This window comes from Pseudomonas sp. GM33 (assembly GCF_000282295.1).
Taxonomy (GTDB): Bacteria; Pseudomonadota; Gammaproteobacteria; order Pseudomonadales; family Pseudomonadaceae; genus Aquipseudomonas; species Aquipseudomonas laurylsulfatiphila.
On the sequence record NZ_AKJO01000014.1, the window covers coordinates 31,887 to 57,393 of the forward strand.

Below are 25,507 nucleotides of genomic sequence, written 5' to 3' on the forward strand. Positions count from 1 at the left end.
CCAATGTGTTGAGATTGGCGAATGATGCGCGGCGGGTTTGTATCTCACGAATCGAATGGGGCGAAGGTAACTATCATTCGGAATGATATAAGACCAAGGCTAGCCCTCTAGATTGCGCCTTTGGTTAAAGCTTGTTCAATCGGATTGACGACAATTCTGTGTTGCCTCGATTGTAAAAATACAAGATCAAAAGATCGCAGCCTTCGGCAACTCCTGCATTGAAATGCAATCCCCTGTAGGAGCTGCCGAAGGCTGCGATCTTTTGATTTTTCGGGTCACGCCAAACTATCCGGATCCCCAAAGAACATCTGAATCCGCGACCGCAACCAACGCTCACCCGGATCATTATCCTGCGACCCGCGCCACGCCATGTGCAATTCAAAGCTGCGCACCGGCAACGGCGGATCTTCCGCGCGCACACCGCCCGCGGTCGTCAGCGCATCGGCCGTGTAGTCCGGCACGGTTGCGACGATGTCCGTACCGGCCAGCAAGGTACTCAAGCCATTGAACTGCGGCACCGCGAGCACCACATGACGTTTGCGCCCGAGCTTTTCCAGCTCTTCATCGATAAAGCCGCTGAGGTCGCCGGCGAACGACACCAGTGCATGGGGGCGCGCGCAGTAATCATCCAGGCTCAATGGCCCCGGTACGGTGTCGGCGCGCAACAGCTTGGGCTGGCTGCGGCGCAGTACCTTGCGCTTGGCGTTGGCCGGCAGGTCGGTGGTGTAGCTGACGCCGATGGAGATCTCGCCGGAGGCCAGCAACCCCGGCATCAGGATGTAGTTGACCCGGCGCACCACCAGTACGATCCCTGGTGATTCGGCGCGCAGGCGCTTGAGCAGCATGGGCAGCAAGGCGAATTCGACGTCGTCCGAAAGGCCGATGCGGAACACGGCGGTACTTGTGGCAGGATCGAACTCGGCCGCACGGCTGACCGCGGTGGAAATCGAATCCAGTGCCGGCGAGAGCAGGGCGAAGATCTCGATCGCCCGAGCGGACGGTTCCATGCTGCGGCCGGTACGCACAAACAACGGGTCATCGAACAACCCGCGCAGGCGCGAGAGCGCCGCACTGATGGCCGGCTGGCCGAGGAAGAGTTTTTCCGCAGCACGGGTCACGCTGCGTTCGTGCATCAATGTTTCAAAAACGATCAACAGGTTCAGGTCGACACGACGCAGGTCATTACGATTCATCTGGAGTCCTGGCAGAGTCAGCAAACTTGACGTGGGCGGCCATATGAGAACAATGGCCAGCAGGAATATTACGGGGAAAGGCTGGTACTCTGCACCGGGTAATTCAGATTTCCTGAAAAGGTGGCTTCGGTTTCTTGCGGCATTTCACAATGTCGCCGCCCCTGCGGAATCAATGACAGGCATGTCGACTATTAATACCCACTGATAGTGTTGGGTTGAAAGCCCAGCTAGAGTTCAAGGCATTAGAGGTTCATTTGGCGAGGTTTGCGATGTCCCGCACGATCCGTTTTCACAAGTTTGGTCCAGCCGAGGTGCTCAAATGCGAAGAGCATGCGGCGGCTCTGCCTGCACCGGGCGAAGTGCAGGTGCGCGTCGAGGCCATTGGCATCAGCTGGTACGACACTCTCTGGCGCCAGAATCTGGCGTCGTCCCGCGCCCATCTGCCTTCCGGCCTCGGCCAGGAAATGGCCGGTATCGTCACGGCTGTGGGTGAGGGGGTGGATGACCTGGCGATCGGTGACAAGGTCGCCAGTTTCCCGGCCCAAAGCCCGAACGACTATCCGGTCTACGGAGAACTGATTGTCCTGCCGCGCTCGTCGCTGACCCGTTACCCGGACGTGCTGAGCCCGATCGAGGCCAGCGTGCATTACACGCCGCTGTTGGTCGCCTATTTTGCTTATGCCGACCTGGCACGGGTCAAACCCGGGCAATTCGCCCTGGTGACCGACGCCAGCCATTGCGCCGGACCTTCGTTCGTACAACTGGGCAAGGCCTTGGGTGTTCGAGTGATTGCGGCAACCAAGTCAGCAGAAGAGCGTGAGTATCTGTTGTCGCTGGGCGCCGAAAAAGTCATCGTTACCGAGGAAGAAGATCTGCTGATACGGATCAACAAGATCACCGATAACCGCGGTGTGGACGTGGTCTTCGATGGCTTGGGCGGTCCTCAGATGTCCTTGCTGGGCGATGTGCTGGCGCCTCGCGGCAGCCTGGTGCTGTACGGCCTGCAAGGTGGCAACCAGACGCCATTCCCGGCCTGCGCGGCGTTCCAGAAGAACATTCAGTTCTTCGTGCACTGCATCGGCAACTTCACCGGCAAGCCGGAACTGGGCATCATCCAGGACCAGGTCGCACTGCAACGTGCCTTGCGCGACATCAACCAGTTGACCGCTGACCGCGTGCTGCTGCCGCTCAAGACTCGGGTCTTCCCGTTTGCCGAGGTGGTCGAGGCACACCGCTACATGGACGAATGCCCTTGCCGCGAGCGGGTCGCCCTGCAGGTCGAACCGGCGTAGCCCCAAGCGCCGACGCAAAAGCCCCCCCCCAAGAGTCCGTGCCCACACGGACTCTTTCGTTTGTGCCCCCCCCCCCAAAAAAACCGTCGATCCGCAGACCGGTCCAGCAACTGAACTGGTTTTTGCCCGTAATCTGTAGCTTCTAATCAGCCACTAAGCCCTGATAATTGAATGATTACTTTCATCTCAAGGAATGAGTCATGGCTGGGTGTCAGGCTAAAACTTTTCAATGTGCGCTCTCGGTGCATGCCTTCGATTTAGTTAGTTGTTGTGTAGTTGCCAAAAAGACAGCAACAACTTCTTTCCTTATTTCTTGTGTTAAGTGTCTGTGGGACGCTGTCGGACGTTTCCTAGGACTTCGTCTCCAATCGAAAAAACCCTTGCCAGCTGGGCGCTACAGCCTTGTCTTCGGCGCGCCTCAGAAGGGTTGTTACGATCGTTTCAAATGATGTCCATAAAATTCAATTGCTAGCATTTGGCAATAAAGTCGATGACTCCATTCGTGCAGACAGTCCAGCGGAATGTGCTGTTTGCGCGAAATTGAACTTACGAGTACCAGGTAAATAAAGATGACCAGCATCCATGACCAAGCGATGAACTATGTCTATCAACAAGTGCTGCAGCGATTGCTGGGTTTCTTCTCCCGTGCCGAACGCACTGCAATGCAGTTGTTGATTCAGCGTCTGGCAGTGGCGGCGGGGGGCATGGAGCGTATGGGTGATTTCAAGGTGTTGGTGGTCCAGTCCGGGACCCGCGACAATTGCTACAGCCTGGCGCTGTTACGCGCGGCGCAATTGACCATTGCCACTCGGTCCCCGACGACATTCCAGTTGCGCATCGCCTCGTTGCGGTTGAACGGGACAAGCCGGGCGGCCGAGCAAAACATGCACCGGACCAACAGCGCACTGTTTGTCTATGACGATCCGCGGGTCGAGGTGCTGATGGTCGACGATCGGGAAATCCTGCCGTTCGATCACCTGACGCCGATCTCCGACGCCGGCCGCGAGTCCAGCCGCCTGAACCTGCTGCTGATCGGCCATCGCCGGGAGTGGCGCGGCGGTTTCGACCTGTGGGATGACGGGTATCTGGCCACGGGAGAGTTCTATGGGCAAATCGCCCGCTGGGACGGTGGCGTCGACGCTTTGCTTGTCAGTGACACGCCGCGTCAGCAGAAACAGTTCATCGACGGCCTGAAGCGTGCCGCCACCAAGGCAGGGCTCAAGCCCTCGCACGTGGGCGAGGCCGGCCATGCGGGGTTGTTTGCATTGCTCGATGAACTGGGCAGCGACTGTTATCAGGCGTTCTATGCCGATGGCGGCCAGGCCCGATGGCGTCCTGAAGAGCGCTTTGAGACCTGTCGCCGTGCCACCTGCATCGACATTCACGACCTGCTGGTCAGCAACCTGGAAGAGCGCTGGTCATTGTTGACTGAGTTTCTCGGCTTCCAGCCTGACGAATTGTCCGCGCAGATCAGCGACAACGAGTTCGTCAGCGCGTCGATCTCGACGCACGTGCGTGGGTTGCAAGCGAGCTTCGTGCAGGGCCGCGATTACCAGTCGGGCGTTGCGCAATACCTGCAACGCGCCCTGGTGATGATGCGCCGCAAGCGCTTGCCCGAGCGTTTGTGCGAGCAGGCCATCGAGGTGTTCGGCAACCCGGCGACACTGGCCGACCAGCGTGCCCGCGCGGCGGCCGAGGCGCAAAAGACCCTGGGTCTGAGCGAGGCACAGCTGGTATGTCTGCTTTTTTCGCCGTTTATCGAAGAAGGTGCGGGGCTTGAGCGATTTTTGCGTCAGTGCCATCCGGGCATGCTGGTGGCCATGCCCGAACTGCACCGGGCCATGCAGGGGCATCCGGTCGCCGAACAGATCATGCAATGGATGATTGATGTCAGCGGATTGCCCGTCAGCCTGATTGGCCGGCTTTATCGCATGGAGCGGGTGCCAGGCAGCGATGGCGAGGCGCCCGAAGCACAGATCCAGTGCGCCGCGTTGCAAGAGGCAGGGGGCGATCCTGACACCGGCGACACCTTGGTGGATGAATGGTCAGCGGGTCACTGAGGGTGGGCGGACTATCAGCCCGTGCGGTCGGCCTTCAGCCATGAAAGGTCCACGAGAAACGGATTTCGCCTATCAGGCCGTTTATCGATATCTGGGCAGCCTGATCAATGAGTCCGAAGGAGATTCACGCATCCGCCTGCCGTCGCTGCGGCAGCTGGCGGAGCGCCTCAACGTGTCGATCTCGACCATTCAGTACGCTTATTCGCTGCTGGAGAAGGAAGGGCGCGTGTTTTCGGTGGCCAAGTCAGGTTATTACGCGTTGCCGGTGTCCTCTTTCAACCCGCAGGACAGCGGCAGCGATCTGCTCGAAGCCGTCTATGTCAATGCCAGGCGTCCGGGGATGCTGGTCCTGAGCGCCGATGAACCGGCGTTGCTGCAACCGCTCGACAGCCCTTTGTTGCTGCTGGAGCGGGAGTTGCTGCGCCAGTATCCCCGGCAGCCGCAGTCACCCTCGCAACCCTGCGGCGAGCTCGAGCTGCGCACTGCCCTGGCCGCACGCTACACCACGTCTCCCATGCGTTACTGGCACGCCGATGATGTCTACATCGGTGCCGACCTGCGCGGCGTCCTGGAAATCCTCATCGCCGTGCTGGGCTTGAAGGACGCCACGGTAGTGGTTGAGTCGCCGTGCGACTGGACGATCCTGCGATTGTTTCAAGGCGCCTGCGTGCGGGTGATCGAGTGGCCTGTGCAAGCCGATGGTTGCCTCGATCCGCAACGGCTGAAAACCTTGCTGGAGACCGAGCCGGTGCGCCTGGTGCTGCTGTCATCGGCCCTGAACATGCCCCGTGGCAGTCTGGCGCCTGAGGAAAACAGGCAGGCCATTGCCCGGCTGTTGGCCGCGCATGACAGTTGGGTGCTGGAAAACGACTGTTATGGCGAACTCGGATTCGACCCGGGCGGCCTGCGCTTTCGCGACTTGCTGGACCCTGAACGGCTGATGGTGTTTTCCACGTTCGAGAAAATCGTTGGACCGGAAGCGCCCTACGGCTACCTGCTTTCCAGGCACTTGAGCACCGAGTTGCAACGGCACTTCCTGTTGCGTTCGTTTCGACTGTCGCCGATTCGCCAGAAAGCCATCGCCCGTTTGTACAGCAGCGGCCGCATCGATCAACACCTGCTGGTGCTGCGCCGGCTACTCAAGGAGCGCAAGAGCCAAATGACCCAGTTGTTGCAGGAGCGACTGGGTGATGCCTTGCATTTCGTCGAGCCGCAAGGCGGTGCAACGATCTGGGTGCGTTCGTTGCGTCGGGTCAATGTCCGTCGTGTGTTCCAGCGCCTGCTGGCACAACAGCTGGTCATCGCGCCGGGGGAACTGTTCAGCCTCCAGGGTCTGCACGGGCAGCATTTGCGCCTGAGTCATACCTTCGGCGGCGATCACAACCTGGCGGCCGCGCTGGGATTGCTGGGAGATGCGCTGCGCCTGGAATCGATCGAGTGAGTGACAAAAAATAACAACCTCCACTGTGTGGGATCGATCCCATCGCGTTGCGGTCAAACTGCCAGTAAACTGCTGCTCACTTCCTGAACCACTCTATTCCAGAGGTTTTGCATGACACTCAGTCCTTTTGCGGGTAAACCGGCACCGGCAGAATTGTTGGTCGACATCCCGCGACTGGTAACGGCCTATTACACCGGCCAGCCTGATGCCGCCATTTCGACCCAGCGCGTTGCCTTCGGTACGTCGGGGCACCGCGGTAGCTCGTTCGACCTGAGTTTCAACGAATGGCATGTGCTGGCGATCAGCCAGGCCATTTGCCTGTATCGCGAAGCTCAGGGCATCGATGGCCCGCTGTTTGTTGGTATCGACACCCACGCGCTGTCCACGCCAGCCGGTGCCAGCGCCCTTGAAGTGCTGGCGGCCAACGGCGTGACCGTGATGATCGCCGCGGGCGACGAGTACACCCCGACGCCGGCCATTTCCCATGCGATTCTCTGCTACAACCGTGGTCGCACCAGCGGCCTGGCGGACGGCATCGTCATCACGCCGTCGCACAACCCGCCACAAAGCGGAGGCTACAAGTACAACCCCACCAACGGTGGTCCGGCCGATACCCACATCACCAAGTGGATCGAAGCCAAGGCCAACGAATTACTGGCCAACAAGCTCGCTGGCGTCAAGCGCATCAGCTACGAGCAGGCACTGAAGGCTAGCACCACCCATCGTCACGATTACCTCAACACCTATGTCGCCGACCTGATCAACGTGATCGACTTCGACGCCATCCGTGATGCCAAGCTGCGCCTGGGCGTCGATCCGCTGGGTGGAGCAGGGGTGCGCTACTGGTCGGCGATTGCCGAGCATTACCGTCTGGACCTGGATGTGGTGAACAAACAGGTCGACCCGACCTTCCGCTTCATGACCGTCGACTGGGACGGCCAGATCCGCATGGACCCATCGTCGAGCCACGCCATGCAAGGCCTGATCGGCCTGAAAGAGCGCTTCGACGTGGCGTTTGCCTGCGACCCTGACCACGACCGCCATGGCATCGTCACGCCGTCCGGCGGTTTGCTGGCACCGAACAACTACCTTGCCGTTGCCATCGACTACCTGTTCCAGAATCGTCCGCAATGGCGCGCCGATACTGCCGTGGGCAAAACCGTGGTCAGCAGCGGCTTGATCGATCGCGTGGCCAAACGCCTGGGCCGTCGCCTGTACGAAGTGCCGGTCGGCTTCAAGTGGTTTGCCGATGGACTGTTCGATGGCTCCCTGGGTTTCGGCGGCGAAGAAAGCGCCGGTGCCTCGTTCCTGCGCAAGGACGGCGGCGTCTGGAGCACCGACAAGGACGGTTTGATTCCGGCCCTGCTGGCTGCCGAGATGACGGCCCGGACGGGTCGCGATCCGAGCCAGGCGTACCGTGCCTTGACCGATGAACTGGGTGAACCGTTCTCGGTACGGGTCGACGCCAAGGCCAACCCGGAGCAGAAAGCCCTGTTGAGCAAGCTGTCGCCGCAACAGGTCACCTCGACCCAACTGGCCGGCGAACCGATCCAGAGCATCCTCAGCCACGCACCGGGCAACGACCAGGCCATTGGCGGTCTCAAGGTCATGACCGAAAACGGCTGGTTCGCGGCGCGTCCGTCGGGCACGGAAGACATCTACAAGATCTACGCCGAAAGCTTTGTCAGCGACGACCACCTCAAGCAACTGGTGGCCGAGGCGCAAACGCTGGTGGATGGTGCCATTTCCGCGAAATAAGCAACGTAACTCCCACTGGAGTTGTATGTAACCCTGTGGGAGCGAGCTTGCTTGCGATAGCGGTCTGTCAGTCAATATCAATGCTGGATGTCAGGCCGCCATCGCGAGCAAGCTCGCTCCCACAAAGGGTTTGCCGCAGTAACTAAAAAGGGGCGACCAACACGGTCGCCCCTTTTTTTGCGATTGCCCTCAGCAGGTCACGCCAGATCCACCAATACGATCTCACTGTCTTCGATGGCCGTCACACGCAGCACCTGCTCATCGGCCACCGCAACTCCGTCTCGAGCTTCTGCGCGCAAGCCATTGACTTCAATAACCCCGGTGGCCGGAACCAGGTAAGCACGACGACCGCTGTCCAACAGGTATTCGGCCGTTTCACCGGCCTTCAGATTGGCGGCCACCAGCCGGGCATCGGCGCGGATGCGCAGGCTCTGCTCGTCGCCTTCCTTGCCGCTGGCCAGGGTGACAAAACCTTCGCGGTCGCCTTTCGGGAACGGTTTGGCGCCCCAGGACGGTGCCAGGCCGGTCTCATTCGGGATGATCCAGATCTGGAAAATCCGGGTCGGCGTCGCTTCCAGGTTGTACTCGCTGTGAGCGATCCCGGTACCGGCGCTCATGACCTGGACGTCACCCGCTTCGGTCCGGCCCTTGTTGCCCAGGTTGTCCTGGTGGGTAATGGCGCCTTCACGGACATAGGTGATGATTTCCATGTCCCGGTGCGGGTGCTGCGGGAAACCAGTGCCGGGAGCGATCACGTCGTCATTCCAGACCCGCAGGTTGCCCCAGTTCATGCGCTGTGGATCGTAGTATTCGGCGAACGAAAAATGGTGATGCGCATCCAACCAACCGTGGTGAGCACCGCCAAGGGTTTTGAAAGGTCTGAGTTCAAGCATGATCGTCTCCAGAAAAGGTTCGTCATGGGGCGGAGCGCCTTGGCCACGAAGCGAGACCGGTGGTTGATGACGGCCATCATCCATCAGGCAACAATCGATAAAAAGCGTAAAAAATGCGCCATTCCCATCGAATCAATTGATATGAAATAGGCTCAAAATTTTCTCATCCAACTTTCACTTCATCGCATAAGCCAATGAGTCATAAGCAATTCACTAGAACTCAATGGCAAATGCAGACACCATAGCGCTCAACAGCCTCACACCCTGGAGTCAGTCCGCGTGCCGCAACACACCCCCGATCTTCCGCCTGAACTTCGCCCCCTGGCCGAGATGCCGCTGATCAAGCGCCTGCTCGCCCGGTTCTTCGGTTACAGCCTGACCCGCCTGCACGCCCAACATCGTGCGTCGTGGTTGCATGGCCAGGCCGACGGTTTTCGCAGCGGTCACAGTGCCGGGGTCGATTACGGCTACAGGGAAGGCAAGCTCGAGGGGCTGGAGGAGGGTCGGCAGGTCCTGCTGATCCGCGACTCGCGCTCCACTGAACACCGGCCACCGAATGTCGATGACCTGCTGTTCGACGATTGGCGCCTGCCGTTGAGCGCCGAGTTGAAGAAGCGCATGAAGGCAGATGTCGCCCGCTTGCTGCCGGCCCATGCCCAGCCCAGCGCCGCACAGTGGAAAATGATTTTCAGCGATACGCCGTCCACCTCGGTGATCGCCGGTGCCGGCGCAGGCAAGTCGACCACACTGGTGCTGCGCATCTTGCTGTTGAGCCATTACCTGGGTTTCGAGCTGAGTTCGATGACGGTGGTGACCTTCACCCGTGAGTCGCGCAAGGACTTCATCAACAAGCTGATCGAACTGTTTGCCCTCTGGGGCCGCGCGATCAGTTTCAAGGAGGCACGGGACCTGGTGCGCACCTTTCACTCGCGGATCCTGCCGATGGTGCGCAGTCTTCCGGGTTTCGAGCGCTTGCAGGCCTTCGAGAATCTCAGCCTGCGGGCTGCACAGGGTGACGAGGAGGTCGACAGCAATCCGTTCGACCTGCGTATCAACGACGCTCAGCGCCAACAGCTCAACGCCTGCTATCACCGTCTGCACAGTAGCGACGAGCGCTTTCGCGAACTGATCAAGCCATTGTCCCGGCATGCCTTGCAACTCAAGGAGCTGGAGCGGGATCACCCCGATGTGCAGAAACGCATGGGCGTCACCGAACTGGCGGCCAAGCGTGACGAAGAGTTGTGCGACGCCATTGAAGACCTGTGGTTTCGCGCCGGTGCCTGGCCCATCAAGGGCATCGAACCGAATCGCCAGTCGTTCGATATCAACGGCTCGACATTTCACTGTCACGGCTACATCCCGACGCTGGACGCCTGGGTGGTGCTGGGGTTCGATCCTCGGGAGAACCCGCAGGTCACACGGCCCAATGCCAAGCTGACGGTGCGCGCAGAATGGGCAGTGAAGCGCACCCTGTTTCAAGCTTTCTGTCGTAAGCCATTGATTTGGCTTGACAGTTACGAGTCATCAAAACGTGTGCTGGCCTCGCTGGCGGGGGATGCCAGCGCCGGGCCGGGCTTCGATTACAAGGTCAAGGGCGAGCTCGCTTCCGCGCCGTTGCTCGATTGCTTTGTCGCCGCCGCCGGGTTCATCGAAAACCTCGGGCTGGATGTGCCGAGTGCCGTGGGACAGATGAGTTTCGCCAAGGACGATCCCGACCGGTTCTTCTTCGAGGCCCTGAGCCTTTACTGGCGGGCGCTGGAAGATCATTTGCTCGATCAGAAACCACCGATCATGACCTACAACCGGATGTTCGCCCTGTTCAGCGAGCATTCGCCGGAGAACCTCAAGCTGCTCAGTGATGAGCTGCTGCGGCCGTTGTCACACCTGATGATCGACGAATTCCAGGACGTTTCGCCGCAAATCGTCTCCTGGATCAGGGCCAGCCTGGCGGAGATCCGCAGTCGCGGGCCGGCCATGCACGTCGGGCGCGGTGCCCAGCGTTCCTCGCTGCTCTGTGTGGGCGATGACTGGCAATCCATTTATGGCTGGCGCGGCAGTTCGCCGAGCTACTTCATGGAGTTCAACAAGGAGTTCCCGTCGCCGAGCACCACCAAGGTCATGCTCAGCGACAACTATCGCAGCCACCAGCACATCATCGACGCCGCCGAGCACATCGTGCGCGCAGCGCCGGCAATTGCCGGGAAGAAAGCCAAGGCCAGCGGTGAACCCAAGGCATTGCTGCCGGTGAACGTCCTCGATCGTGATGACCAGGGCTTGGCGCAGCGCCTGATGGAGCATTACCGAAAGGGTGATTCAATCTTGATGCTTTATCGAAAAAGTAGCGATAAGTCATTGATAGAAGAGCATATTCAGTCAGTAGTTAATGTTGATTCGAGCTTGCCCCATGCAGCTCGCAGGCTCAAGCAACTGACGTATCACAGTGCCAAGGGCCTCCAGGCCGATGCGGTGTTCTTGCTGGGCGACTGCCAACACCTGACCAGTTCGCCCTACAAGAATCAGGTTTACCGGATGGCGGGCCTGGGCAAGGCCGGTGACAGCGAACCCTACGACAATGCCCAGAAGGACGAGATCCTGCGCCTGGCATACGTGGGTATTACCCGTGCCGTCAGCCATTGCTACTGGTACGTCGATGCGCAAGACACCCAGGCTGCGAACATGCCCAAGGCGTCCGACCGGATCGGCAAGGGGAAGGCGTTCTTTGTCGATCATCGTAAAAGCCAGAACACCGCCTGAATCGAGACACTGTAGGAGCCGGCTTGCCGGCGATGGACTCAAGTGCGCCGCGTTTATCCGGTTCACACGCGTTATCGTTAACGACCATCGCGAGCGGGCTCGCTCCTACAGGTGGGCTTTTTTTGGGGAGTAGGCCTCAGGCATAACTCCTGAGGGCCTGCGGTGGAACGAAGGCTTCAAGTTCATCCTCCACCGCTTCGATGATTCGTTCTACATCCGCGGCATTCATGACGGTGGCGCAAGGAATACCGGCAATGGCGATCATGGTCTCGCCAGTGGCACGATCGAAAAGACGGGCAATCATGCTGCCCGGCGCGTCCATGCTCGCCTCGAAACCCATGGGATGAAAATGCCAGCGCATCAGCTGGCAGGCGTTTGGAAACGTGACCTTACTGAAACCTCTATTCATGTGTTGCCCGCCTTCAGTATCGAGCGCTTCCTTTAGCTCATGGTAGGAGGGAAGAACCTTCAGTGGTTCAACCAGTGACAGTCTTTAAAAGTAGCATCCGAATGTGAAAAGAATGTGGTTTTTTCAGCTCGTTTGGCGATTGCCACCCTTTTTTTGATTCAGGTCACGCTTGCTTGATATTGGCGGCCCGAAGCCCGCATCCGTTTAGTCGTTGAAGACAAAGCGGAAGTTGGGCAAGCTCGGTTTTTTCCGTCGAGATTTTCAATGCACGCCGAGGATGATGGCCCGCTGCAAACCCAGGCCACGGGCGAGACGGTCATGCGCTATCACTTGCGCTGGAAGCACCGGGACCTGGACGGGGTCATGGCGCTCTATCACCCTGAAGTCCAGTACAACGACTTTTTCCAGAATCGGGTCATGGGCCTGGCCGAACTGCGCGACTACGTGGGCAGCAGCATGCCCCGGGATCCGGATGAAGCGCTGGAGCACTCCGACCGCATTCGACTGGACGGCAACACCGCCTTCATTCAGTACCGCATCACCCTGCGCGGTGGTGAGGGACTGGTGTCGTTCCGTGCCAGCGAGGCCATCACCGTCAAGGACGGGCTGATCTGGCGAGTCAATGAATACGCTTCGCTGGTGCATGAGCAACCCGTCAGTAAAACCACCCCCGGCCAGCGCCCGGCGGTCAGCCGGCTGGGCCTGTCGCCTCGCCAGTTGAGCTTCATGGCCGATGACCTGCAGCAGTATTTCCAGCGCCAGCAGCCGTATCTTGACCCGGAGCTCGACCTGCAACGGGTGGCGAAGGAGTGCGGGTACAGCCGGAACCAGATTTCCTATCTGTTGAACCAGGTGCTGGGCCAGAGCTTCTACCGCTACGTCAACCAGGCGCGCCTGCAACACTTGCTCGCGGCGCTGGATGACGCCACGCCACCGCTGCGTATCGATGAACTGGCGTTCGCCGCCGGATTCAATTCGCTGTCGGCGTTCTACAGCTGTTTCCGCCAGCATACCGGCCAGTCACCCAAGGCCTACGTCAAACAAATTTCTTTGCGTGCACGCGCGCAAGACAGCGCCTGAGCCCACGCACTAGGATCGACGCCATCGAAGTTTTTTGTGGCGGAGTCTTGCATGCCGGCGTGGCGCACTATCAGTTTGTGGATGGACCAGCTCGACGAGCCGTTGTTGGCGCGTCCGGCGCTGGAGCGGGACCTGGATGTGGACGTGGCGATCATCGGCGCGGGCTACACCGGTCTCTGGACCGCGTACTACCTCAAGCAGCAGAAACCGCAGCTGAACATCGCCATTGTCGAAGCGCAGACCGCCGGTTTCGGCGCGTCGGGGCGCAATGGCGGCTGGTTGATGGGCAACTTGCTGGGTGAAGATCGCCTGCTGGCCGGTTTGCCGGTCGAAGAGCGCCGCGCTTCCTACGATTTGTTGCATGGCATTCCGGATGAAGTGGAGATTGTCCTCGAACGTGAGGGCATTGACTGCGATTTCCGTAAAGGCGGGGTGCTGTATTGCGCTGCGCGTTATCCGGAGCAGGCGACCAGCCTGCATCACTACCTGGACGATCTCCACCGCCAGGGCCTCGACGATAGCCACTATCGCTGGCTGAGCCCGGAACAACTGGCGCAGCAGATCCGCGTCGCCAAACCCTATGGCGGTATCTTTGCGCCGCACGTGGCGACCATCCATCCGGCCAAGCTGGTACGCGGGCTGGCCCGGGCAGTGGAGCGCATGGGGGTGAGGATCTACGAAAACAGCCCGGTCACCCATTGGCAATCCGGCAGCCTGCGCACGGCGAAAGCGTCGGTACGCTGTCACTGGGTCGTTCCGGCAGTAGAAGGCTACTCCGTCACCTTGCCGCCCCTGGGGCGTTATCAGATGCCGGTGCAGAGCCTGATCGTCGCGACCGAGCCGCTGTCGGCGGCCACCTGGGATGAAATCGGCCTGAGCCGTGGCCAGGCATTCAGCGAGGCCAGTCGGCAAGTGACCTACGGCCAGCGCACCGCTGACAACCGTTTGATCTTTGGCGCCCGTGGCGGCTATCAGTTCGCCGGCAAGCTGCGCCACGACTTCGAGCTGACCACCGATGAAAAAGACCTGCGGCGCTACCTGTTCGGCGAGCTGTTCCCGCAGTTGAAGAACGTACAGATCACTCATTCCTGGGGCGGCAACCTGGGCATGTCCCGGCACTTCAAGCCGCACATGCTCTGCGACCGGGCCAAAGGCATCGCCTTGTCCGGCGGCTACGGCGGGGAGGGCGTTGGCGCCAGCAACCTCGGTGGACGCACGCTCGCCGACCTGATCCTGGGGCGCGACACCGATCTGGTGCGCCAGCCGTGGGTCCTTGCGCAGCGGGGCCTCGACGCGCTCAGGGCCTGGGAGCCGGAACCGATCCGCTGGCTTGGCTACAACGCAATCATCCGCAGCTTTGTCCATGAGGACCAGACCCTGGCCAACCCGGCTACCGCGCCCTGGCGGCGCAAGCTGGCGAGCGGGGTGGCCGGGTTCATGGAAGGTTTCATGCACTAGACGGCGCGCTCTTCAGAGACAGCCCATATCGACAGGTAATCCCATGAGCATCACACAATTCAAGCACACCGCAACCCTGAAACTGGAAGAGTCCAACCCGGTCGCCGTGCCTCTGGGCACGCCCGTGGCCGTGGCTTCGACCACCAGCGTCGAACGCGACGACGGCGTCGAGACCGGCGTCTGGGAATGCACCCCGGGGCGCTGGCGGCGGCAGATCGTCGCCCAGGAGTTCTGTCACTTCATCCAGGGGCGCTGCACCTTCACCCCGGACGGCGGTGAAACGCTGCACATCGAAGCCGGCGATGCACTGATGTTGCCGGCCAACAGCCTCGGTATCTGGGACATCCAGGAAACCGTGCGCAAGACCTACGTCCTGATTTTCTGATCCTTGATTGCCTGCCAACAAAAACAACCTACAGGAATCGACTCATGCTCCGAAAGACACTGACCCTGGCTCCGCTGCTGCTTGTTGCATCGATCAGTCAGGCGGCCGAAACCGTCAAAATCTATAACTGGTCGGATTACATCGCGCCGGACACCACGAAAGACTTCCAGAAAGAAACCGGCATCGGCTTCACCTACGACGTCTACGACAGCAACGAAACCCTCGATGGCAAGCTGATGACCGGCAAGTCCGGTTACGACGTGGTGTTTCCGTCCAACCACTTCATGGCGCGGCAGATTGAGGGCGGCGCACTGAAGAAGCTCGACAAGAGCCAGTTGCCGAACTGGAAAAACCTCAACCCGGTGTTGCTCAAGGCCTTGCAGACCAACGATCCGGGCAACGAGCACGGCTTCCCGTACCTGTGGGGCAGCACTGGCATCGGCTACAACGTTGCCAAGGTCAAGGCGGTGCTGGGCGACAACGCCCCGGTGGATTCCTGGGACTTGATTTTCAAGCCCGAGAACATGCAGAAGTTGCAGAAGTGCGGCGTGGCCATTCTCGACAACGGTCCCGAACTGCTGCCGGCCGCGTTGAACTACCTCGGGCTGCCGCCCCACAGCAAGAACCCGGACGACTACAAGAAGGCTGAAGCCTTGCTGTTGAAAGTGCGGCCGTATGTGAGCTATTTCCACTCATCCAAGTACACCAGTGACCTGGCCAACGGCGATATCTGCGTCGCGGTCGGTTTCTCCGGCGACATCCTGCAAGCGGAAAACCGCGCTAGGGAAGCCAACAATGGAATCGACATCGGTTATGCGATTCCCAAGGAAGGCGCGGCCATCTGGTTCGACATGGTCGCGATGCCGGTCGACGCTCCGGACGAAAAGGCCGGTTACGCCTTCATGAACTATCTGCTGCGCCCGGACGTCATGGCCAGCGTCAGCAACTACGTGCACTACGCCAATGGCAACGAGCAGGCTGACAGCCTGATCGACCCGGCGATCAAGAACGACACCAAGGTTTACCCAAGCCCGGAAATGATGGGGAAACTCTTTGCCCTGGAAGCCATGCCCTTGAACATCGACCGGGTTCGCACGCGCGTGTGGAACAAGATTCGCACCGGCAGTTGAAGACCCGGTCAGGCAATCGGGACAGGATGTCCCGTTGCCATCCTTGTCAGCCGACCGGCTCGGCTGCGCAACTCATCTGGCCTGAGCCGGGTATCTGGAAAAAAACCTCATCGCCGATTTGCCAGAAGCTGTAGCTGCCTTTGTAATCCTTGCCCCTGTACTGGGTTCCGGAATTGTTCGGCACCTGGTTCAGCGTCACCGAGGAGTTGGCCCATTTGAGGAACACCACGCCCGGTTCGACCGTAAAGAAGGTCGCGGCCACCAATGCGTTGAACCCTGCGCAACGATAAGCCAAGGGGCCTTCGGTGAGCCGGCTCGGGTCCTTGGTTCTGGCAATGGCCGAACCCTGACGCAGCTGGAACGCACGCTCGGCATAACTGGCGATGACGCACGTCCTGGCTTGCGGCCCGGCACCACACCGGTTACGCGATTCAATCCAGAACCGATGATCTATCTCGACTTTATTCGGGCGCGGCACTGAATGTTCGTCGGTGAGCGCCAGGAGATACAGACGATCGAGTTCCAGGTCCATGCGCGCCAACTGAGCGTCGTGACAGATAAGCTTTTCGGTGGATGCCTGGGGCGTGGTGCAATCGAAACTGGTTTTGTACGTCGGCAAGGGCTTTGGTTTTGGTTTTGCCTTTGTAGCGGCGTCACAAAAGCTCGCCGTCACGCACGCGCTGACGGCGAGCACAGAGGCCAGAAGTGGCATGACCATTTTCATTTCGGCGTCACCTGAGTCTTTGCGTGATGCCCGTATTGCAACGCCTGTGTCGAAGCGTTGCACATTCATTCGGTCGCACGGGGTCTATCGAGTGTAAGGCAGTGCTCGAAACCTGCCACATCGTGCCAGGAGAAACGTCAGTCTTCCGCGCGAATCGTTGCCACTTCGTCGGCCCTGACTTTCACCTTCGCCCCCGAAATGTCCTCGAATTCGAAGAATCCGTCCTTGGTTTTGGTCTTCGGCATGTCCTTGGTCAGGTACTGAGTGCCGTTCTGCAGGGTCACCACCGTTGGCGTCGAGCAACCGGCCAGCGCCAGCAGTGCCGCGACGGCCAGGGGTAAACCCAAAGTCTTGATGTCCATGATTACCTCCCGTTCGTTTTGAAGCAGTGCCATCCATTCGCGCCTGTCACTGCATGCCTATGGCGGTTGGTGCCGCCAGGGGGCAGAAAGTTCTACTGCCCGGGAAATATTCCGTACAGCACCTCCATTTATCCTTTTCCGATTGCACCGGGTAGGGCGGAACTGGTATCTGTACGCATAACCAGTACTCGCTCGCCATGGCCCATTTCCTGTGACCGCAAATCCCCTTGACGATCCGTTCTATTACCTCAACAACTTCATGCAAGTGCTTGATTGGCTTGAGCAGCGCTTGGCCGATGTGCTGAGCGTCGACGAACTGCGTTTCATTAATGAGTTTAAGCGGTTACCCCGTGAATCGCAGGCACTGCTGGTCAGAATGGTCATGCGCAAGGGCGTTCATTTCAGGGCGAGCAAACTGCATTACCAGGAAATCGGCGATATCTCCGGTGCCGCCGGCCCGCTGTTGAAACTCGGTTGGGTCGACGAGCGTATGCCGCTGGCGGTCGAGGAACTGTTCGAACTGCTGCTCAAGGGGGAAATCCTCCAGACCTTCGGCACCGTCATCGATCAACCCAAAGGCAGGAAAGCCGATTGGCTGCCAACGCTGAGCGAACAATTTCCCCAGGCGCAAAGCTTCAACGACTGGTGCCCGTGGCTCGATGAGCGCCTGCTCAGCCTGACCATCATGGAGTTGTGCGATCGCCTGCGCCTGATGTTCTTCGGCAACCTGTACCAGGACTGGTCGGAGTTCGTGCTGGCCGACCTGGGTATCTACACCTACGAAAAAGTCGAATTCAGCGCCGAGTCCCGCGGCTTGCGCAGCCGCGAAGACGTGGATGCCTGTGTCCTCCTGCACGCGTACCAGCAACAGTTCGAAGCCGGTGAAGCGCTGGAGGAGGTGGCCGGGCACATCAAGGGCCTTGCGCTGGACAATCCCTGGTTGCAACGCCGGCGCGGCAAGCTGTTGTTCCAGATGGGCCAGTATTGCGAACGCATCGCGGATTTTGTCATGGCCCTGGATCTCTACCGCGAATGCGCTTATCCGGGGGCGCGGGCGCGGCTCATTCGCGTGCTGGAGCGCAGCGGGGAGTTCGAGTTGGCGCTGGATCTGGCCGAGCAGGCCGAACAGGCACCGGAGAGTGCCGCCGAACACCAGCAGTTGCTCCGCCTGCTGCCCCGCCTGCGACGCAAGCTCGGCGGGCCGCCCATCAAGCGGGCGGCGCCTCGGGAAATGCAGCGTCTGGACCTGCAACTACCAAGAGTCGATCCGGCAATGTCGGTCGAGTTTTACGTTCAGGCGCATCTGGCTGAGGATTCGGCACCGATCCACTACGTCGAAAACAGCCTGATCAACTCGCTGTTCGGCCTGTTGTGCTGGCCGGCGATTTTCGCGCCTTTGCCGGGGGCATTCTTCCACCCGTTCCAGCGCGGACCGGTGGATTTGCTTAGCGAAGACTTCCAGGCCCGCCGGGCCGAACTGTTCCAGGCGTGCCTGGCCGAACTGGAAGACGGGCGCTACCGGCAGACCATTCGCCAACGTTACGCCGCCAAGTGGGGCGTGCAGTCGCCGTTCGTGTTCTGGAGCGTGCTCAGCGAAGAATTGCTGGAGCAAGCCCTCGAATGTCTCCCCGCCGAGCATCTCAAGCACTGGTTCAATCGCCTCTTGCTGGACATCAAGGCCAATCGCGCCGGCATGCCGGACCTGATCCAGTTCTGGCCCCGGCAAAAGACCTACCGCATGATCGAAGTCAAGGGCCCGGGCGATCGCCTGCAGGACAACCAGTTGCGCTGGCTGGAGTTCTGCCATGAACACCAGATGCCCGTCGCCGTGTGCTACGTACAGTGGGCGGAGCAGGACGCTTGAGTTACAGCATTGCGGTGCGGGCGCTGTGCGAGTTCACCGCCAAGACCGGCGACCTCGACCTGCGCTTCACACCGTCGCCCACCGCGCTGGAGGGCATTGTCGGGCACCGCACGGTGGCTTCAAGGCGCAGCGAGGGCTACCAAAGCGAAGTCGCCCTTGAGGGCCAGTATCAGACCTTGACGGTCAAGGGCAGGGCGGATGGCTATGACCCGGGGCAAAACTGCCTGGAAGAGGTCAAGACCTACCGCGGTGACTTGAGCAAGCAACCGGCCAACCACCGTCAGTTGCATTGGGCCCAGGCGAAAATCTACGGCTGGTTGATGTGCTGCCAACTTGATCTGCCCCGGATCAACCTGGCGCTGGTGTATTTCGACATCGTCAGCGAAAAGGAAACCTGCCTGGTCGAGCCCTTCGAGGCCGCGCAGCTGCAACAGTTCTTCGAGCGGCAATGCGCGCGCTTCCTGTTATGGGCGCAACAGGAAGTCGCCCACCGTGACGGGCGCAATCTCGCGGCGCAGCGCCTGGCCTTTCCCCACGCCGACTTTCGCCCGGGGCAGCGCCATCTGGCCGAGTCGGTGTTCAAGGCCGTCAGCACAGGGCGCTGCCTGATGGCGCAGGCGCCCACGGGAATCGGCAAGACCCTGGGCACCCTGTTTCCCATGCTCAAGGCACTGGCACCGCAGCAACTGGACAAAGTGTTCTTCCTGACGGCGAAAACCCCGGGACGCAAGCTCGCCCTGGACGCCGCGCAAGTGTTGCTGGCCAGCGCCGATGCGCCACCGTTGCGGGTGCTGGAGATGATTGCCCGGGACAAGGCCTGCGAACATCCGGACAAAGCCTGCCACGGTGAGTCCTGCCCACTGGCCCGGGGGTTCTACGATCGCCTGCCGGCCGCACGGCAGGCGGCCAGTCAACTGAGCCTGCTGGACCAGAGCGCCTTGCGCGAGGTTGCCCTGGCACACGATGTCTGTCCGTATTACCTGAGCCAGGAAATGGCGCGATGGGCTGACGTGGTGGTTGCCGACTACAACTATTACTTCGATTTCAGCGCCTTGCTGTTCGGTCTGGCCCAGGCCAATCACTGGAGGGTCGCGGTGCTGGTCGACGAAGCCCACAACCTGGTGGAGCGCGGCCGGCAGATGTACAGCGCCAGTCTCGATCAGGCGACCTTCAACGGCGTGCGCAAAACCGCGCCCAACGTGCTGAAAAAGCCGATGCAGCGAATCAGCCGCGAGTGGAATGCCCTGCATGACGCGCAAACCGGCGCCTATCAAGCCTATGACAAGGCACCGGAAAAGCTCCTTCAGGCACTGTCATCGTGCAGCGCCAGCATCGGTGACTACCTGAACGATCACCCACAAGGGCTGGACAGCGCACTGCAAGGCTTCTACTTCGACATGCTGCAGTTCTGCCGGGTGGCCGAACTGTTCGATGAGCAGTTCCTGTTCGACATCAGCAAGCGCGACCTCGAACGCAAGCGCAATCTCTCGCAGCTGTGCCTGCGCAACGTGGTACCGGCAGGGTTCATCCGCCCGCGCCTGACTGCCGCGCGCAGCACGGTGCTGTTTTCCGCGACCCTCAGCCCAAGGCACTATTACGCCGATTTACTGGGAACGTCGGCGGACACGGTGTGCATCGACGTCGAGTCGCCGTTTCATGCCGATCAACTGCAAGTGCACATCGTCAACCAGATCTCCACGCGGTTCGTGCATCGCCAGTCCTCTCTCGAACCGATCGTGGAGCTGATCGCCAGCCAGTTCTGCAAGCGCCCCGGTAATTACCTGGCGTTTTTCAGCAGTTTCGATTATTTGCAGCAGGTGGCGCAGCTACTCGCCGAGAAACATCCGCACATCAGCCTGTGGTCGCAGTCCCGAGGCATGGGCGAAGCGCAACGCCAGCAGTTTCTCGACCAATTCCACGCCGACGGCCAGGGGATCGGCTTTGCGGTACTGGGCGGGGCCTTTGGTGAAGGCATCGATTTGCCCGGTGCCCGGTTGATCGGCGCATTTATCGCCACGTTGGGTCTTGCCCAGCTCAATCCGGTGAACGAGCAACTGAAACGGCGCATGGCCGCCATCTTTGGCGCCGGTTACGACTACACCTATCTGTTTCCCGGTGTGCAGAAAGTGGTGCAGGCCGCCGGGCGGGTCATTCGTACGCAACAGGATCAAGGGGTAGTGATGTTGATCGACGACCGTTTTGGCGAGCACAAGGTCAGGCAATTACTGCCGCGCTGGTGGTCGATTGCGTCAACGAATTCTCGCTCTGCTCCGTAGGAATATTTACCTTTAAAAATAAATACATACCTTGATTAAAACAACGGATTGAACAATCAGCGCCAGCACGCTTTATTGGAAAGGCTGGATATCACAACCCAATTCTTTGATAAGGAAATCAAGGTATGTCAGAAGCTCCGAAATACAACTATTCCTCAGACGACGTGATCAAGGCGTTCGACGAGATCCACCCTACGCTCTTCGTCGGCAAAACTGCTGAAGCCATCCCAAAGTTGCTGATCACCGCCGGAGTGGAGGGCTCGGGCAAGACTTTCTTGCTGGAAAAGAGCTTGCTGCCATCCGGGAATTACGGGAACTACATTCGACTGTACCTGCCTGAATATCGAAAAAAACACCCGCATTACACCGACATGATCAAGCTCGGGGTTTTGCACGCCTACGAACATACAGAAGCGTTTGCCAGGGAGCTCGGTGAGAAAATCTTCGCCAACGCGCTTTCTCAAAGATACAACATCATCATGGAGTGCGCGTTCGATGACATCGGTTTTGCCGGATTGGCAAAATTTGTTCCCGGTTATCAACTCGAAGTCCATGTCGTGGGCTGCAATCATGCGTTCGCCCATCTGTCCAGCATCAAAAGAGCATTCTCCAGCCTGGAAAAGCAGGAGATGGAACGGTTTGTCAGCTATTCGAGACTCGAGTCGAGCATCAGTAACGCCCCTGCGGTTCTCGTTGCGTTCGAGTTCATCGCAAAGACAGTGAGTGGCTCACAAATCTACTTGTACGAGCGCGGTCTGGGCACGCTGAGCGAACGGGTGCTGCGTGCTCACAGCACCTATACCCTGGACCCAAATGGGAATCTGAACGAAGTTTCAACGTTGCAGCCATATGCATACAGCGCCTATGACACTATCCTCAGAAGGGCCGTCTATTCGATGGAGGAGCGTGACGAGATGGTGAGGGAATGTCATCTGCAGCTGCTTAAAACCAGCAAATATGACAAACAGGTTCCCGATTTCGTCTACAACGACCTTTACTCCTATATCACCAAGTACGTGTATCGCTAAGCGGGGATTGCAGGCCATGTAGCAAATTGCTGCAGTCATGGCTTTCCAGATTGGCAGTTTGTCTCATACTCCAGAAAAACAATCATGACGCGAGAACTCAATGAGCGAGGATCAAAACAGGCCGAGTACCGTTGAGGACAAGCGCTTTCGCCTATTGATCGATGCGGTGATCGACTATGCGATCTACATGATTGATCCAGACGGCGTCATTACCAGCTGGAATGCCGGCGCCAGGCGTTTCAAGGGGTATGAAGAGGCCGAGATCCTCGGTGAGCATTTCTCGCGTTTCTACACCGATGAGGATCGCCGGGCCGGCTTGCCCCAGCGGACACTGGACACGGCGCTGGGTGAAGGGCGTTTCGAGGGCGAGGGCTGGCAGGTGCGCAAGGACGGCAGCCATTTCTGGTCCCATGTGGTCATCGATCCTATCTTCGACCCGTCGGGCACCTTGCTGGGTTTCGCCAAGATCACCCGCGACCTGACCGAGCGCCGGGTAGCCGAGGAAATCCTCAAGCAAAGCGAGCAGCAGTTCCGCCTTCTGGTGCAGAGCGTTACCGACTATGCGATCTACATGCTTTCGCCGGACGGACGCGTGAGCAACTGGAACCTTGGCGCCCAGCGCATCAAGGGCTACTTGCCGGAAGAAGTCATTGGCCAGCACTTTTCGATCTTTTATACCCCCGAGGATCGCGAAGCCCGCGAGCCACAAAGGACGCTGGACATCGCCAAGCGTGAAGGGCGCTTTGAAAACAAGGGCTGGCGGATGCGCAAGGACGGTACGCGGTTCCTCGCCCACGTCATCGTCGATCCGATCTGGGGCGACACCGGGAACTTGCTCGGTTTTGCCAAGATTACCCGTGATATCACTGACGTCACGCAAGCGCAGCAGGTGCTGGAACAAACCCGGGAGGCCTTGTTCCAGGCGCAGAAAATGCAAGCCATCGGCCAACTCAGTGGTGGCATCGCTCACGATTTCAATAACCTGCTGACGGTGATCCTCGGCAATCTGGAAATCGTGCGCAAACGAGTGACGGACAATCCAAAATTAACCCGCTTGATCGACAACGCTACCCAGGGTGCCCTGCGCGGCGTTTCCCTGACCCAGCGCATGCTGGCGTTTGCCCGACGCCAGGAACTCAAGTCGGAGCCTGTGCGGATACCGGCCTTGGTGGAAGGCATTTCCGGGCTGTTGCGCAGTTCCCTGGGGCCTTCGGTGAAAATCGAAACGCGCTTTCCCGAAGATCTCGAGCCGGTGCTGGCGGACCTCAACCAGCTGGAACTGGCCGTACTGAACCTGGCCACCAACGCCCGTGACGCCATGCCCGACGGCGGAACCATCAGCTTCAGCGCCAGAAACCGTGAAGTGACCGACACAGCCACCTCATCCCTGGCCCCGGGGCGCTACGTTTGCCTGAGCATTGCCGATACCGGCGAGGGCATGGATGAAACCACGCTGGTCTCGGCGATGGACCCGTTTTTCACCACCAAGGGCGTGGGTAAAGGCACGGGCCTGGGGTTGTCGATGGTTCACGGTTTTATTGAACAACTGGGCGGACGGTTCATCCTCAAAAGCCAGAAGGACCATGGCACCACCGCCGAACTCTGGTTGCCGGTCGCCACCGGGGATTCGCCCGTCAAACCGGTCGCCGAAGCGCCGGCCGTGACCGGACCCGGCCTGAGCGTATTGGTGGTGGACGATGACAGCCTGGTATTGACCAGCACCTGTCTGCTGCTCGAGGACCTCGGGCATCGGGTCATCAGTGCGTCTTGCGGTACCAGGGCGCTGGAACTGTTCAACAGTGAACCGCAGATTGATCTGGTCATCACCGACATGGCCATGCCACAGATGAGTGGGGCTCAACTGGCCAATGCCATCAGGAACATGCGACCGGACGTGCCGATCATCCTCGCCACCGGTTATGCCGAACGGCTGGAAGGCTTTGCCGCCCATCTGCCGCGTTTGCCGAAACCTTTTACCCAACTCAACCTGGTGGAGGTCATTGCCTTGGCGATGAAGTGACGCGGCGGTTGCGCTGTTCATAGCGGGCCAGCATGGGCTGGGTGCTGATTCCATGGACCAGAATGCTCAGGGCCACCACCGAGAGCGTCAGGTCGGTACACAAGGTGGCCACCGAAGGTGGCAGATCGTGGTTCAAGGCGTAGAACAGGTAGTAGAAACTGCCGATGCCGCGAATGCCAAACCAGCCGATCAACCAGCGTTGCGGGCCATTGAGCAGCGAACCCCAGGGCATCAGCCACACCGCCAGCGGGCGAATCATCCCGAACAGCACCAGCGCAAGCACCAGAGCCCGGCAGTCCCAGTGCGCAACCAGCACGACCCCGAGCAAGGTGACCAGAAACACTTCCATGGCCCGTTCCACCAGGCTGCCGAACGACAGCATGTCGCCCATCATGATCCCGGCAGCGACTTGCGTATCTTCCAGGTGGTCCACATTGCCGGCCACGGCCGCTTCGGGTTCGACATGCTGGTGACCGACCACCGCCTGGACCAGATGCTCGGCCGGTGCCTGGGTGTCACCGCTTGTCTTGACCTCGGCCTGGCGCAAGCCCAGGCCGGCGGCAAACACCGAGAGAAAGCCGTAGCCCTCAATGGCTTCGGCCACGACATAGGCCAGTGCGATCAGGGCTAGGGCCAGGTAGTCATTGGGCGAGAAGGTGCTGTCGGCGTTCTTGATGCGCATGAACAAGGTCAGGCGGCCAATGCCGCGCCCCATCCAGTAACCGGTCAGCAGTCCGGCGGGCACGGCCCAGAGCAGCCGCTTGAGGAACCAGTCATCCAGACCGCTGGCAACACTGCTGTTTTGCTGCAAGAACAGCAGCCCCAGAATCACAAAGGGGAATGCGATGCCGTCGTTCAATCCAGCCTCGCCCGAGAGTCCGAACCGCACCGGATCGTCGTCCTTGGCGTCATTGACCTGAACCAGCGAGGCCAGGACCGGATCGGTCGGCGCCAGTATCGCCCCGATCAGCAGCGACGGCCCCCATGCCAGCGCGAAGGCGAAATGCAGCAGCAGGCAGACGCCGACAATCGTCAGCATCATGACCGGTCCGGCCAGAACAAACGCCACTCGCCATTGGCGATCACGCAGCGCGGGGCGCAGCTTGAGACCACAGACAAACAATGAAAAAAGCACCGCAACTTCCGTCAGGTGCTCGATCCAGAATGCCGAGTCTTCGATATCCAGCCTGAGCAAACCCAGGCCTGCCGGGCCGATGGCGACGCCCAGTACCAGACACACAGCCGACGTAGTGACCGGCATCCAGCGCAGGTAGGACGAAGTCAGTGCCAGCGTCAGCAACACAGCCCCCAACACCGCCACCCAGGTAACGAAGCTCATGGTCCGGATCTCGCAACAACCTTGTAGGAGCGAGCTTGCTC

The 25,507-nt window shown here is 59.8% G+C and carries 19 protein-coding genes; 13 read left to right on the plus strand and 6 right to left on the minus strand.

The genetic code is table 11. The features are described from left to right. Positions 1–275: 275 nt before the first annotated feature. A complete protein-coding gene (locus tag PMI26_RS26335; RefSeq protein WP_007970595.1) occupies positions 276–1,193 on the minus strand; it encodes a LysR family transcriptional regulator in 918 nt (305 codons plus the stop codon). Between the two features lie 269 nt (positions 1,194–1,462). Here PMI26_RS26335 and PMI26_RS26330 point away from each other — a divergent pair, with 269 nt between their 5' ends. From PMI26_RS26330 to pgm, 4 genes are all read left to right on the plus strand, one after another. Then, entirely contained in the window at positions 1,463–2,485 is a 1,023-nt protein-coding gene (locus PMI26_RS26330) for a zinc-dependent alcohol dehydrogenase family protein (RefSeq protein WP_007970597.1), read from the plus strand. A 569-nt stretch (positions 2,486–3,054) separates the two neighbouring features. Further along, the gene (locus tag PMI26_RS26325; protein ID WP_007970598.1) at positions 3,055–4,545 is read left to right on the plus strand and encodes a hypothetical protein; all 1,491 of its coding nucleotides are present in this window, start codon (positions 3,055–3,057) and stop codon (positions 4,543–4,545) included. A gap of 40 nt (positions 4,546–4,585) precedes the next feature. Beyond that, a complete protein-coding gene (locus PMI26_RS26320; RefSeq protein WP_007970600.1) occupies positions 4,586–5,986 on the plus strand; it encodes an aminotransferase-like domain-containing protein in 1,401 nt (466 codons plus the stop codon). Positions 5,987–6,097: 111 nt separating this feature from the next. Continuing rightward, positions 6,098–7,744: a phosphoglucomutase (alpha-D-glucose-1,6-bisphosphate-dependent) gene (pgm, locus tag PMI26_RS26315; RefSeq protein WP_007970602.1), complete on the plus strand. Its 1,647-nt coding sequence runs from the start codon at positions 6,098–6,100 to the stop codon at positions 7,742–7,744. A 197-nt stretch (positions 7,745–7,941) separates the two neighbouring features. Here the strand turns inward: pgm and PMI26_RS26310 are convergent, their stop codons facing one another. Then, a complete protein-coding gene (locus tag PMI26_RS26310) occupies positions 7,942–8,637 on the minus strand; it encodes a pirin family protein (RefSeq protein WP_007970604.1) in 696 nt (231 codons plus the stop codon). 279 nt (positions 8,638–8,916) lie between these two features. Here PMI26_RS26310 and PMI26_RS26305 point away from each other — a divergent pair, with 279 nt between their 5' ends. Further along, positions 8,917–11,391 carry a UvrD-helicase domain-containing protein gene (locus PMI26_RS26305; protein ID WP_007970605.1) on the plus strand — a complete coding sequence of 825 codons (2,475 nt, stop codon included), beginning with the start codon at positions 8,917–8,919 and terminating at the stop codon, positions 11,389–11,391. Between the two features lie 136 nt (positions 11,392–11,527). Here PMI26_RS26305 and PMI26_RS26300 read toward each other — a convergent pair whose 3' ends face one another. Then, positions 11,528–11,800 (minus strand): DUF1652 domain-containing protein, encoded by a 273-nt coding sequence (locus PMI26_RS26300; protein WP_007970606.1) that lies wholly within the window; start codon positions 11,798–11,800, stop codon positions 11,528–11,530. 264 nt (positions 11,801–12,064) lie between these two features. Here PMI26_RS26300 and PMI26_RS26295 point away from each other — a divergent pair, with 264 nt between their 5' ends. From PMI26_RS26295 to PMI26_RS26280, 4 genes are read left to right on the plus strand one after another with little or no spacing between them, the layout of a single operon-like run. Then, on the plus strand, positions 12,065–12,880 hold the full coding sequence (locus PMI26_RS26295) for a helix-turn-helix transcriptional regulator (protein ID WP_007970607.1): 816 nt from the start codon (positions 12,065–12,067) through the stop codon (positions 12,878–12,880). A 51-nt stretch (positions 12,881–12,931) separates the two neighbouring features. Beyond that, complete coding sequence (locus PMI26_RS26290) at positions 12,932–14,338, plus strand: NAD(P)/FAD-dependent oxidoreductase (protein WP_007970608.1); 1,407 nt, start codon at positions 12,932–12,934, stop codon at positions 14,336–14,338. Between the two features lie 43 nt (positions 14,339–14,381). Then, the gene (locus PMI26_RS26285) at positions 14,382–14,723 is read left to right on the plus strand and encodes a cupin domain-containing protein (RefSeq protein WP_007970609.1); all 342 of its coding nucleotides are present in this window, start codon (positions 14,382–14,384) and stop codon (positions 14,721–14,723) included. 44 nt (positions 14,724–14,767) lie between these two features. Further along, entirely contained in the window at positions 14,768–15,853 is a 1,086-nt protein-coding gene (locus PMI26_RS26280; RefSeq protein ID WP_007970611.1) for a polyamine ABC transporter substrate-binding protein, read from the plus strand. Positions 15,854–15,899: 46 nt separating this feature from the next. On the opposite strand, the gene PMI26_RS26275 is transcribed toward PMI26_RS26280, so the two are convergent. Both PMI26_RS26275 and PMI26_RS26270 read right to left on the minus strand, forming a co-directional pair. Further along, positions 15,900–16,577 (minus strand): MliC family protein, encoded by a 678-nt coding sequence (locus tag PMI26_RS26275; RefSeq protein ID WP_007970613.1) that lies wholly within the window; start codon positions 16,575–16,577, stop codon positions 15,900–15,902. Between the two features lie 137 nt (positions 16,578–16,714). Beyond that, entirely contained in the window at positions 16,715–16,939 is a 225-nt protein-coding gene (locus PMI26_RS26270) for a YgdI/YgdR family lipoprotein (protein ID WP_007970614.1), read from the minus strand. Between the two features lie 259 nt (positions 16,940–17,198). On the opposite strand from PMI26_RS26270, the gene PMI26_RS26265 reads away from it, so the two are divergent. The 4 genes from PMI26_RS26265 to PMI26_RS26250 all read left to right on the plus strand — a co-directional run bounded on the left by PMI26_RS26265 (position 17,199) and on the right by PMI26_RS26250 (position 24,127). Continuing rightward, positions 17,199–18,803 carry a VRR-NUC domain-containing protein gene (locus PMI26_RS26265; RefSeq protein ID WP_238540785.1) on the plus strand — a complete coding sequence of 535 codons (1,605 nt, stop codon included), beginning with the start codon at positions 17,199–17,201 and terminating at the stop codon, positions 18,801–18,803. Then, complete coding sequence (locus PMI26_RS26260) at positions 18,800–21,079, plus strand: ATP-dependent DNA helicase (RefSeq protein ID WP_007970617.1); 2,280 nt, start codon at positions 18,800–18,802, stop codon at positions 21,077–21,079. The genes PMI26_RS26265 and PMI26_RS26260 overlap by 4 nt, the downstream gene beginning before the upstream one ends. A 125-nt stretch (positions 21,080–21,204) precedes the next feature. Further along, on the plus strand, positions 21,205–22,107 hold the full coding sequence (locus tag PMI26_RS26255) for a zeta toxin family protein (protein WP_007970619.1): 903 nt from the start codon (positions 21,205–21,207) through the stop codon (positions 22,105–22,107). A gap of 100 nt (positions 22,108–22,207) precedes the next feature. Next, positions 22,208–24,127, plus strand: a complete 1,920-nt coding sequence (locus PMI26_RS26250) for a hybrid sensor histidine kinase/response regulator (RefSeq protein WP_007970621.1) — start codon at positions 22,208–22,210, stop codon at positions 24,125–24,127. Here the strand turns inward: PMI26_RS26250 and PMI26_RS26245 are convergent. After that, positions 24,105–25,466, minus strand: a complete 1,362-nt coding sequence (locus PMI26_RS26245) for a cation:proton antiporter (protein WP_007970622.1) — start codon at positions 25,464–25,466, stop codon at positions 24,105–24,107. The two genes, PMI26_RS26250 and PMI26_RS26245, sit on opposite strands and share 23 nt — an antisense overlap. Positions 25,467–25,507 lie beyond the last annotated feature (41 nt).

What these genes read in the sequence shown, in the direction of transcription:
- PMI26_RS26280 (WP_007970611.1), top strand. Translation starts at nt 14,768, where the DNA reads ATGCTCCGAAAGACACTGACCCTGGCTCCGCTGCTGCTTGTTGCATCG.
- PMI26_RS26320 (WP_007970600.1), top strand. Translation starts at nt 4,586, where the DNA reads ATGAAAGGTCCACGAGAAACGGATTTCGCCTATCAGGCCGTTTATCGA.
- PMI26_RS26245 (WP_007970622.1), bottom strand. Translation starts at nt 25,466, where the DNA reads ATGAGCTTCGTTACCTGGGTGGCGGTGTTGGGGGCTGTGTTGCTGACG.
- PMI26_RS26290 (WP_007970608.1), top strand. Translation starts at nt 12,932, where the DNA reads ATGCCGGCGTGGCGCACTATCAGTTTGTGGATGGACCAGCTCGACGAG.
- PMI26_RS26325 (WP_007970598.1), top strand. Translation starts at nt 3,055, where the DNA reads ATGACCAGCATCCATGACCAAGCGATGAACTATGTCTATCAACAAGTG.
- pgm (WP_007970602.1), top strand. Translation starts at nt 6,098, where the DNA reads ATGACACTCAGTCCTTTTGCGGGTAAACCGGCACCGGCAGAATTGTTG.
- PMI26_RS26285 (WP_007970609.1), top strand. Translation starts at nt 14,382, where the DNA reads ATGAGCATCACACAATTCAAGCACACCGCAACCCTGAAACTGGAAGAG.
- PMI26_RS26250 (WP_007970621.1), top strand. Translation starts at nt 22,208, where the DNA reads ATGAGCGAGGATCAAAACAGGCCGAGTACCGTTGAGGACAAGCGCTTT.
- PMI26_RS26265 (WP_238540785.1), top strand. Translation starts at nt 17,199, where the DNA reads ATGCAAGTGCTTGATTGGCTTGAGCAGCGCTTGGCCGATGTGCTGAGC.
- PMI26_RS26300 (WP_007970606.1), bottom strand. Translation starts at nt 11,800, where the DNA reads ATGAATAGAGGTTTCAGTAAGGTCACGTTTCCAAACGCCTGCCAGCTG.
- PMI26_RS26335 (WP_007970595.1), bottom strand. Translation starts at nt 1,193, where the DNA reads ATGAATCGTAATGACCTGCGTCGTGTCGACCTGAACCTGTTGATCGTT.
- PMI26_RS26255 (WP_007970619.1), top strand. Translation starts at nt 21,205, where the DNA reads ATGTCAGAAGCTCCGAAATACAACTATTCCTCAGACGACGTGATCAAG.
- PMI26_RS26295 (WP_007970607.1), top strand. Translation starts at nt 12,065, where the DNA reads ATGCACGCCGAGGATGATGGCCCGCTGCAAACCCAGGCCACGGGCGAG.
- PMI26_RS26310 (WP_007970604.1), bottom strand. Translation starts at nt 8,637, where the DNA reads ATGCTTGAACTCAGACCTTTCAAAACCCTTGGCGGTGCTCACCACGGT.
- PMI26_RS26270 (WP_007970614.1), bottom strand. Translation starts at nt 16,939, where the DNA reads ATGGACATCAAGACTTTGGGTTTACCCCTGGCCGTCGCGGCACTGCTG.
- PMI26_RS26330 (WP_007970597.1), top strand. Translation starts at nt 1,463, where the DNA reads ATGTCCCGCACGATCCGTTTTCACAAGTTTGGTCCAGCCGAGGTGCTC.
- PMI26_RS26275 (WP_007970613.1), bottom strand. Translation starts at nt 16,577, where the DNA reads ATGAAAATGGTCATGCCACTTCTGGCCTCTGTGCTCGCCGTCAGCGCG.